The organism is Pseudomonas sp. MEJ108, from assembly GCF_030208985.1.
GTDB lineage: Bacteria > Pseudomonadota > Gammaproteobacteria > Pseudomonadales > Pseudomonadaceae > Aquipseudomonas > Aquipseudomonas fragariae.
This window is the reverse complement of sequence record NZ_JARVSW010000087.1, coordinates 1-10,486: the sequence shown is the minus strand read 5'-3', so window position 1 is coordinate 10,486 and position 10,486 is coordinate 1. Positions and strand designations below refer to the sequence as shown.

The following is a 10,486-nucleotide window of genomic DNA, read 5'->3' as shown; positions in this document are numbered from 1 at the left end:
TCTGTGACGCGGAGCGTCACGAAATGCATGCCAACGCGGAGCATTGGCACGATAGGGTTCACACGATCATCGTTCCGCACGCTCCAGCGTGGGAATGCCGTTCTGGACGCTCTGCGTCCTCTCGTGAATGTACGGCGCGGCGTAGATCTGTGACGCGGAGCGTCACGAAATGCATGCCAACGCGGAGCATTGGCACGATAGTGTTCACACGATTATCGTTCCGCACGCTCCAGCGTGGGGATGCCGTTCTGGACGCTCTGCGTCCTCTCTTGAATGTGCGGCGCGGCGCAGATCTGTGACGCAGAGCGTCACGAAAGGCATGCCAACGCGGAGCATTGGCACGATAGGGTTCACACGACTATCGTTGCGCACGCTCCAGCGTGGGAATGCCGTTCCGGACGCTCTGCGTCCTCTCTTGAATATGCGGCGCAGATCTGTGACGCGGAGCATCACGAAATGCATGTCAACGCGGAGCATTGGCACGATAGGGTTCACACGATTACCGTTGCGCACGTTCTGCGTCCGCTCCCCAGTGCCTATGGCTAGCGCGCTTTGGCGCTGCTTTTGTCACTGGCGCGCAGGATGTCGTTCCAGCGGCGGACCAGGTAGTTGTGCTCGTTCATGACCGAATTCCACACGGCGATGTGGCCCATGCGTTCTTCGTAGGAGCCGCCGTCGCGGACTTCTCCGGCGTCGATCAGCGGCAAGCCGTCGCTGCCGAGCAGTTGTTCGCGGGCAGGCAGGCCGGCGTACCAGTAATCCCATTCGGCAGCGCTGAGGTGATCACGGCTGCGTGCCGGGTTGCCGATGTAATAGCCCTGCCGCGCCATCACTGCGCCGGGCCAGCCCGACAGCCACCAGTTCAGGTACGCATAGGCGGCATCCAGCACCGGACCCTTGGCATGACGTGACAAGGAAAGCCCGCCAAACCAGCCGCGATAACCTTCCTTGGGCACCGCCACGCGGTACTTGACCCCCGCACGGTGCAGTCTGACCAGGGTCGGTGACCAGAGGCTCTGAATATCGATGTTCGGGCTGAGCATCAGTTCGGCGGCTTCTTCGTCACCTGACCAGAACGCACCAAAATGCCCTTGCTGCTGTTTGCGCACCAGCACATCAGCGAGCCGATCGATCTCTTCGATGCTCATGTTGCCGATGTCCTTGAAGCTCGCCAGCCCCGCCCCCTGCACAGCCAGGGCGGCATCCAGCGCGCCGATGGCCGCGTCACTCTGCAAGGCGATGCGCCCGCCCCATACAGGGTCGAGCAACCAGCCCCAGCTTTCGTCCGCAGAGCTCAAGCCCTCCGGCAAACGCTCGGGGCGATAGGCGAAGCTGTCGGCGTTATGGGTCAGCGGCAACATGCTGATGCGCTCGGTCACCGCGCTGCCCAGGCTGCCGTCGTGCTGCACGAACAAACGCTCGCTGGGCACACTGCCGCTACCCGGCTGATCGGTAGGCCGCAGCCGGCCCTGCTTGGGCAGGTCGTTGATTTCGTGCCACAGCGCGATGCGCCGCGTGTCGATGGGTTGAATCGCCCGCGCAGGCCAGACGAAATCGACGTTATGAAACCACTGATCGTAAAGGTCGTAGCTGTCTGGCTGCATGACCGCGATGCGTTGCGCGGTTTGCACGTCGTGAATCTGGTAGACCAGCTTGATCCCCAGTTCCTGCTCGGCCCGCTCACGCAAAGACTCCAGCAGGGTCACGGAGGTGCCCAGCACACGCAAGGTGATGGTCATGCTGACGACTCGCCGAGCGGCGGCGCGAAACTGCCGGAGAAGACTTCAAACGAACGACGCAGCAGATCGGGATCGAGACCGCGCAGGATGAACACCAGCCGTGAGGTGCGATCCTCGCCCGGCCAGGCGGCAAGGTGCACCGGCGCATGCAGGCAATGCTGCACACCATGAATCACGATGGGAGCCTGATTGTCGTTCACGTTGAGCAGCCCTTTGACGCGGAGGATTCGTTCACCGTGGCATCTTAACAGCATCGACAGCCACACCCCGAAGCCGACCCAGTCCAGAGGGCGCTCGAACGTCAGGCAACAGACTTGCGCATCACCATGCCGCGCGGAGGTCGACAGTACCCGGTGCAGTTGCCAGCGCGTCACTTCAGCGGCCGGTTCGTCGCTGCGCATGCCCTCGCCCAGCAGCAACTGATCGCCGCTGTGGACGTCCGCTGTATCCAGCAGCGGCGCCGAAAAATTCAGCGCTTGCAGATGCTCGCGCAGGCCATCCAGCACCGACTCGTCGACCAGATCGGTCTTGCTCAACAGCAGCCGGTCCGCCGCCGCGACCTGCGCCAGCCACTCCGGATGCAGACGCTCTTGCAGCGTCGCGTGGCAGGCGTCCACCAGCGTGACGATCAGGCCGATATGAAAACGCCCGCGCAGTTGCGGGTCGTTGCTCAGGGTGGTGAGAATCGGTGCCGGATCGGCCAGGCCGGTAGTCTCCAGAATGACCCGGCGAAACGCAGGAATTTCACCTCGATTACGCCGCTCCAGAAGACCGAGCAGCGCGTCTTTCAATTCACCGCGGACGGTGCAACAGACACAACCGCTGGGTAGCAGCACGGTATCCGGTGCGACCTCTTCAACCAGCAGATGATCGATACCCACGTCGCCGAATTCGTTGATCAGCAGCGCGGTGTCGCCCATGTTTTCATCGGCCAGCAGGCGTTTGAGCAACGTGGTCTTGCCGCTGCCGAGGAAGCCGGTAATCACGTTCAGGGCAATGCTCATGATGACCTCTGCAAATGATCGAGCAGACGTGAATCAAGCGGATCCAGCGGCCGGCCGATCAGCAATTCGGCTTTCTGCCAGAGCTGCTCCAGCCCGGTCGCCAGCTCCTGCTTGCCGGTGGCCCCGAGCAGGAGATAGGAAACGCCTTGAAAATCTTCGACCTTCAGACGAAACGGCGCGACCACCTTGTTGATGGCAGCAATACGCCGCAAGCGTTCACGCCGCCGGGGCAGCTCGGCAGCCAGCGGATCGCTCCAGTGCACGTCTTCTCCCAGCAGCCCGCACAATCCACACATCAGGTGTTCTCCAGCTGTTTGCTCATGGCATGACGTCGCCGGAATTGGGGCCCAGTGTCTGACCGACGAACAGGTTGCCACCCGGCTCGCTGGCCAATAGCACCGCCACCGGGGCGACCTCCTCGGCCAGACCGAAGCGACCCAGCGGCAACTCGGCGGCCTTGGCGGTTTTCCAGGCGCTGCTGATCCCGGCGACCAGTGGGGTTTCGATAGGACCGGGCGCAATGGCGTTGACCAGCACGTTGTCCTTGGCGACTTCCAGCGCCAGGGACTTGCTGAAACCGATCACCCCGGCCTTGGCGGCGGCGTAATGGGTCAGTTCGGCACCGCCCTTGATACCCAGTTGCGAAGCGACATTGATGATGCGCCCCCAGCGCTGGGCAATCATGTGCGGCAATGCACGCTGGCTGGCCACAAAGACGCTGGTCAGGTCGATACGCAGCATGTCGTTCCACATATCGAGGGTCAGGTCGACGCAACGTGCCTGGGTCAGCATGCCCGCGTTGTTGACCAGAATGTCGATACCTCCGAACTGTTCGACACAGGCATCGACGCTGGCTTGCGCGCCGTCGACGCTGCCGACATCGGCCACGCATTCCTGAACCTGGGCGCCAAGCTGGCGGCACTCTGCAGCGATCTTCGCCAGGCTGTCGGCGTCTCGGTCGCCCAGCACCAGACGCGCGCCTTCAGCCGCATAGGCGCGGGCGATGGCTGCGCCGATGCCACTGCCGGCTCCGGTGATCACTGCGCGCTTTTGTTTGAGTTGCTGCATGGGGTCGGATTCCTTGGTTGATTTGGGGATCACGGCGTATGGCTCGCGAACGCTCAGTCACTGGCACGCCATTCCCGGCGTCTGTACTGAACGCTTCGCGAGCACGCTCCCGATCCGAATCGATCTACTCGGGCCAGCGCACGGTCAGGCCACCGTCGATCACGATGCTTTGCCCGGTCAGGTAACTGGCTTCATCGCTGCACAGAAAACGCACCAGCGCAGCGACTTCATCCGCTCGACCGACCCGGCCCAGCGGGATGGCTTTGGCCGCCTGCGCCAGACCTTCCGGCCCCAGCGAGTTCGTGCTGTCCAGCGATTGCGGCGTCTCGATCAAGCCGGGAATCACCGCGTTGCAACGGATGCCCTTCGGGGCGAGCTCCACCGCCAGTGACCGGCACAGCCCAGGTACGCCGGCCTTGGCCGCTGCGTAATGGGAATGGTCCTGCCAGCCATACACACCGCCGGCAATCGAGGAAATCGCCACCAGCGCCCCGCCCTCACCCATGTGCCGGACGGCGGCGCGGAAGGTACGCATCACGCCGGTCAGGTCGACGTCGAGCATCTCGTTCCAGCGCTCGTCGGTCATTTCCAGCAACGGCGCACGGCGCAACAATCCGGCATTGGCGACCGCGTAGTCGATGCGGCCGAACGCCTTGACCGCCTGCGCGGCCAGGTCATCGACCGACTCGGTGAAGGTCACATCCAGTGGCAGCATCAGGCATTCGCCGCCCGCCTCCGCCACCAGCCTGCGGGTTTCGTCCGGATCATGCGGGTCAGCGGGATAGAACCCGCCTGCCACCGCCACACCCTGGCGGGCAAAAGCCACTGCCAGGGCCTGACCGATGCCGCTGGCGGCACCGGTTATCACTGCAACTTTACGCGTCATGTGCTGCTCCTCATTTCACCGTTTCAGGTCGCACGTGTTTAGCCGCGAACATCAGCGCACCCGACAGGAAGCAAGGCACTGCGCCGAAGTACAATGCCGAGGTCTGCCAGTCGCCGCCGGCGCTCAGTACCGATGTGGCACCGAAACCTGCGACCACGGCACCGAGCGGGCCCATGGCATGGATGATTGCGCCGCCCGTGGCACGAATGCTGGTCGGGAAGCTTTCGCTGATGAAGAACAATGCCGCCGAGTACGGGCCGATCAGGAAGAACAGCCCGAGGCTGTACAAGCCGACCACCGTCACCATGTTGCTCGGCCCGTAAAGCATGCCGGCAAACGCCAGGCCGCCGAACATCCAGCCAAGGCCGATGACATTACGGCGACCGATCCGGTCACCCATCCAGCCGTGACACAGGTAGCCGCAATAGCCCACCAGGTTGGACAGCACCAGAATGATCAGCGAGTTCTCGAACGAGATGTGGTGAACGCTGACGATCACCGTCGTACCCAGCACACTGAACACCTGAATGGCCGCCCAGTTGAGCAGGATCGCAGCACCGATCACCAGGGTCGCGCGACGCGACGAACCGCGAAAGGCAGCGCCGATACCGGCCTTGCTGTGTTCTTCGTAATCCACCCCGTAAGTCTGCGCCACGGCCTTCGCCTGGCTGAGGTCGCCCTTCTTGCGCAATTGGGTGATGCGTTGATGGATCTGAAACTGCGGGCTCTCCTTGAGCTTGCGCGCCAGGATCGCGATGATGATGGCCGGGATCGCTGCAAACACGAAGCAACCCTGCCAGCCGATGACCGGCAACAGCACCGCCGTCAGACCGGCCGCGATCAGCGCACCGACCGGCCAGCCGCCCTGCACCAGGCTGTAGATGAAGCCACGGCGCTTGGTCAGTCGCGGGTCGTCGGATGCGGCGTAGATCTCGCTCAGGTAGGTCGCGTTGACCGTTTCCTCTGCATAACCCAGACCGCCCAGCGAACGAATGAGGATCAGGGGCGACTTGCCCCACGCTCCGCCGATGGCCGTGAGCGCCGAGCAGATCGCCGAGCCACTCACGGTGAAAATGATACCCACGCGCCGTCCCAGGCGATCTACCAGCGGGCCGATGGCCAAAGCCACCACCGCGGTGCCGACCGCGACCCAGGTCGCGATTTCGGCCTGTTCGACCTCACTCCAGCTGAAATGCCGACCGATTTCCGGTAACAGCGTGCCAAACAGAATGAAGTCATATACCGCAAACACCCACGCGAAAAACGCAATCCATGTGGCGAACCGTACTTGCTCCGGAGTCAGTTGCTCAGGTTTCCAGCCGGTCAGGTCGAGCTTATTGTAAATGGACATGAGTGACGCCTCGGACAGGGCAATGAATCAGCGGGTACGGGGGTTGCGACGCACGAAGTCGTCGGCAATCTCGTCGAAAGTGACGAACTTGACGCCAGCATGGCTTTGAATGTGCTCGATCAAGCGCTCCAGCATCAGCAGCACTTGCGGGCGACCAGACACGTCCGGGTGAATGGTCATGGTGAACACAGCGTGTTCGTGTTCGCGATAGACCCAGTCGAACTGGTCGCGCCACATCTCTTCCAGGTGCCGAGGGTTGACGAAACCGTGGCTGTTCGGCGCCTTCTTGATGAACATCATCGGTGGCAGATCGTCCAGATACCAGTTGGCTGGGATTTCCACCAGATCGGTTTCTTCGCCACGCACCAGAGGCTTCATCCAGGTATCCGGATGTTGGCTGTAATCGATTTTGGTCCACTTGTCGCCCACCCGAACGTAGTAAGGGTGGAAGTCGTTGTGCATCAGGCTGTGGTCATACTTGATGCCTTTCTTGAGCAGCAGCTCGTTGGTGACGTTGCTGAACTCCCACCATGGCGCGACATAGCCAGTCGGACGTTTGCCGGTCATTTGCGTGATCAGGTCGATGGACTTGTCGAGGACGATCTCCTCTTGTTCCGGGGTCATGGCAATCGGGTTTTCATGGCTGTAACCATGCACACCGATTTCATGCCCGGCATCCGCCACGGCTTTCATCTGCTCGGGGAAGGTCTCCATGGAGTGCCCCGGAATGAACCAGGTGGTGCGCAGACCGTAACGCTCGAACAGCTTGAGCAGACGCGGCGCGCCGACTTCACCGGCGAACAGGCCGCGGGAAATATCGTCCGGCGAGTCTTCGCCGCCATAGGAGCCCAGCCAGCCGGCAACGGCATCCACATCCACACCAAACGCACACAGAATTTCTTTGGCCATCGTTGTTCTCCCACGGGTTAATCAGATCGGCTTCGCGCTGTACGGCACGCGGGCCGGTTGGCATTGCAAAACGTGTTCAAGGGGCTGCGATCAATGACTCCACGGTCAGCGCCGCACGCAGCAGCCGTGCGTCTTCGCCTGCCGGTGCGCTGAGCAACAGCCCGGTGGGCAGGCCCGAGGCATCGCGGCCGCTGGGCAATGACACGCCGGGCATGTTCAGCAGGCTGCCGGGCATGGTCAGGCGTAGCGTGGCGAGGTTGGTTTGAACGAACAGATCGTCGTCCTTGAGCAGCGGTACGAGCGGCGGCGCCACATGGGCCACGGTCGGGGTAATCAGCAGCGCGCCGTCCAGTTCGAGGGTCAACTGCTCCTGCAAGCGCTCGCGCGCGGCATACAGATTGACCAGCAGGCTGGCCGGCATGGAACGGGCGGCCTCCAGGCGCTTGCGAACCCTGGGGTCGAGCTGGCTGGCGGCGTCGCTGTCGAGCAACGCCTGATGCAGCGCGAACGCTTCGGCTGCGCCAAGCCAGCCCTGTTGCTGGATCAACAGCAAGGTGGCCTGAAATGCCTGGCAAGGCTTGACCTCGATCAGCGCGCCACTTGCACGCAAGGCTTCGACGGCACGTAACAGGTTGTCGCGAACGGCCGGCGTGACCCGCTCGTCTTCCAGCACCGCCTGATCGAGCAGAAAACGCTGACCGGCCAGGCTGCGTGGTATCAGCGATGAAGGTTTGCTGCGCGCACAGAGCAGATCGTCAATCACCAGAGCGTCGCGCACGCTGCGGGTCAGTGGCCCGACGCTGTCCAGCGTCAGCGCCAGCGGGAAAACGCCGTCGCGGCTGTAGCGGCGGCTGGTACTGCGAAAACCCACCAGGCCATTGAGCGCTGCCGGCACACGAACAGAACCGGCGGTATCGGTGCCCATTGCAATCGGTACTGTTCCGTTGGCCACGGCGACTGCCGAACCTGAAGACGAACCGCCCGGAATGCGCGGCGAGCTGTCGCTGTTGGGGTTGATCGGCGTGCCGAAATGCGGGTTCAGGCCCAGCCCTGAATAAGCGAATTCACTGAGGTTGGTCTTGCCCAGGCTGACCATCCCGGACCTTGCCAGCAGCCCGACACTCGGCGCATCCAGCAGCGCGGGCGAAAGGTTGTTGCGCACCGCGGCACCGGCGGTTGTGACGCTGCCTGCCACGTCGAAAAGATCCTTCCAGGCGATGGGCACGCCGTCGAAGGGGCTCAATGGCTGCCCTTGCTGCCAGCGGGCCGCAGACGCTTCAGCTTCCCGACGTGCCCGTTCGATACTCATGGAAATGAACACATGATCGGCGGTTTCTGCCTGTTGCAGTGCCTTGTCCAGAGCCTGCACAGGGTCACTGCGCCCCTGAGCAAAATCCTCGGCCAGTGCGCAGGCATCACGGGTAACGCTGTGACTCCCGGTATCGGTCATGCACATCACACCTTTAAAAATGTACTTATTAATAAAATGTACATTTAACAAAGGCAGGTTCCATGCCAATCTGCACGTCGCGACGCCCTGACCCGATCGAGCTGATGGCCCTTTCGCGCTGGAACCGCCGTACTAGAAACCTTTTTGCAAAGGCATCAATCAGTTGCGATAAAGCTTCGCCGGCGCACCAGATCGTCATAAAGAAATAATGTATCTTTTATAAAAGGTACATTTCAGTGCAAAAAAGTAACGGGGGCCCCATGAACGAGCATAAGGACGTGTGCCAAGGTGACAACAGCGCTTCTGTGCGAGAATCGTCCGTCAACCGCCAGAAGTGTATGAAACCGATGTCAGAAGAGGACCCGCGCACCGCGTCGCGCTACGCCATGATCCGCGAGGTGTTGCGTAACGCTATCGTCTCGGGCGCGGCCGCCAATGGACTGGTACTGCTTGAAGCACCGCTGGCAGAACTGTTCGGCACCAGCCGGGTGCCGGTGCGCAAGGCGCTCAATCTGCTGCATGAAGAAGGCTTGATCAGCCGTTTCGACGGCCGGGGTTATCTGGTCAATCCTGACGCGCAGGAAGTCGAGCCGCTGCGCCTGAGCCTGAGCCACAAGCAGTTCGGGCTGGACAGCAGTGAAGAACTGGTCGACACCCGCCCGCTCGGCGAACGTATTCATGATGAGATCGGTGCGGCATTGTCGGCCTGTATCGCGTTTGGTCACTACCGGCTGGATGAACAGAGCGCCGCGCAGCATTACGGAGTGAGCCGCGCAGTGGTTCGTGAGGCGCTGATGCGTCTGCGCGATCGCGGCCTGGTGGAAAAAGAGCCTTACTCGCAATGGCTGGCGGGGCCGCTGACAGCCCGGGAAATCACTGAAGACTACGAACTGCGTGCCTGCCTCGAGCCCGAAGCCTTGCGCCAGACGGCGCCGCAGTTGAGCCGCGAAACCCTGGAGGCAATGCTGGCCAGGGTCGTCGAGGCGCAAAACGCCGAACAGTGCAGCCTTGAGGAAATCGAGCGCCTTGAGGACGACCTGCATCAGCAATGCCTGGGCGGCCTGCAAAACCGCAAGATCGCCATGCTGATCAGCCAGGCGCAGAGCCCGATGATCATCAACCGGATTTTCTATCGCCTGCTGAGCATTGGCGCCGATGAAGCGATGCTGGCCGAACATCGGCTGATCATCGAATTGCTGCTGCACGGCGCCTTCGACGCCGCCGCCCTGAACCTCAAGGAACACCTGCTGCGCGCCCGGCAGCGCATGCTGCAACGCCTGAAAGTCCTGTCGGTATTGCCGGAGCAGGAAGTGCCGGGGTATCTGACGCGGTTGAGTTGAGGTGGGCTGGATCACTCTCGCTGCCACGCTATATAAACGAGTCAACTCGCACTCGGTGTGAAACCCGGTTTCTGTAGGAGCGGACTTGTCCGCGAAAGGGCCTGTACATTCACAACATTTCTGCTGCCCAAACGCCCTCTTCGCGAACAAGTTCGCTCCTACACGAGCGTCCGATTTCGTAACGCCCGGCAGCGCATGCCACGCTACAAACGAGTCAACTCGCACTCGGTGTGAAACCCGGTTTCTGTAGGAGCGGACTTGTCCGCGAAAGGGCCTGTACATTCACAACATTTCTGCTGCCCAAACGCCCTCTTCGCGAACAAGTTCGCTCCTACACAAGCGTCCGATTTCGTAACGCCCGGCAGCGCATGCCACGCTACAAACGAGTCAACTCGCACTCGGTGTGAAACCCGGTTTCTGTAGGAGCGGACTTGTCCGCGAAAGGGCCTGTACATTCACAACATTTCTGCTGCCCAAACGCCCTCTTCGCGAACAAGTTCGCGCCTGCACAAGCGTCCGATTTCGTAGCGCCCGGCAGCGCATGCCACGCTATAAACGAGTCAACTCGCACTCGGTGTGAAACCCGGTTTCTGTAGGAGCGGACTTGTCCGCGAAAGGGCCTGTACATTCACAACATTTCTGCTGCCCCAACGCCCTCTTCGCGAACAAGTTCGCGCCTGCACAAGCGTCCGATTTCGTAACGCCCGGCAGCGCATGCCACGCTACAAACGAGTCAACT

Annotated in this window: 9 protein-coding genes; 1 reads left to right on the top strand and 8 read right to left on the bottom strand. The window is 61.7% G+C overall.

Annotated elements, in window-relative coordinates; all coding sequences use genetic code 11:
- Window positions 1-542: 542 nt before the first annotated feature.
- The 8 genes from QRN50_RS25675 to QRN50_RS25640 form a co-directional block, all read right to left on the bottom strand.
- On the bottom strand, window positions 543-1,739 hold the full coding sequence (locus QRN50_RS25675; protein WP_011268746.1) for an ABC transporter substrate-binding protein: 1,197 nt from the start codon (window positions 1,737-1,739) through the stop codon (window positions 543-545).
- Complete coding sequence (locus tag QRN50_RS25670; RefSeq protein ID WP_011268747.1) at window positions 1,736-2,743, bottom strand: CobW family GTP-binding protein; 1,008 nt, start codon at window positions 2,741-2,743, stop codon at window positions 1,736-1,738. The genes QRN50_RS25675 and QRN50_RS25670 overlap by 4 nt, the downstream gene beginning before the upstream one ends.
- Window positions 2,740-3,039: a hypothetical protein gene (locus QRN50_RS25665; protein WP_003431302.1), complete on the bottom strand. Its 300-nt coding sequence runs from the start codon at window positions 3,037-3,039 to the stop codon at window positions 2,740-2,742. Before QRN50_RS25665 ends, QRN50_RS25670 begins: the two co-directional genes overlap by 4 nt.
- 22 nt (window positions 3,040-3,061) lie before the next feature.
- Window positions 3,062-3,811 (bottom strand): SDR family NAD(P)-dependent oxidoreductase, encoded by a 750-nt coding sequence (locus tag QRN50_RS25660; protein WP_003412971.1) that lies wholly within the window; start codon window positions 3,809-3,811, stop codon window positions 3,062-3,064.
- Window positions 3,812-3,935: 124 nt separating this feature from the next.
- Window positions 3,936-4,697, bottom strand: coding sequence for an SDR family NAD(P)-dependent oxidoreductase (locus tag QRN50_RS25655; protein ID WP_024651042.1), 762 nt, complete (start codon window positions 4,695-4,697; stop codon window positions 3,936-3,938).
- Window positions 4,698-4,707: 10 nt separating this feature from the next.
- Entirely contained in the window at window positions 4,708-6,048 is a 1,341-nt protein-coding gene (locus QRN50_RS25650; protein WP_024659862.1) for an MFS transporter, read from the bottom strand.
- Between the two features lie 27 nt (window positions 6,049-6,075).
- Entirely contained in the window at window positions 6,076-6,957 is an 882-nt protein-coding gene (locus tag QRN50_RS25645) for a polysaccharide deacetylase family protein (protein ID WP_002554892.1), read from the bottom strand.
- A gap of 76 nt (window positions 6,958-7,033) precedes the next feature.
- Window positions 7,034-8,407, bottom strand: a complete 1,374-nt coding sequence (locus QRN50_RS25640) for an amidase (RefSeq protein ID WP_096126910.1) — start codon at window positions 8,405-8,407, stop codon at window positions 7,034-7,036.
- Between the two features lie 347 nt (window positions 8,408-8,754).
- Here QRN50_RS25640 and QRN50_RS25635 point away from each other — a divergent pair, with 347 nt between their 5' ends.
- Entirely contained in the window at window positions 8,755-9,747 is a 993-nt protein-coding gene (locus QRN50_RS25635) for a GntR family transcriptional regulator (RefSeq protein WP_371834307.1), read from the top strand.
- Window positions 9,748-10,486: the final 739 nt, after the last annotated feature.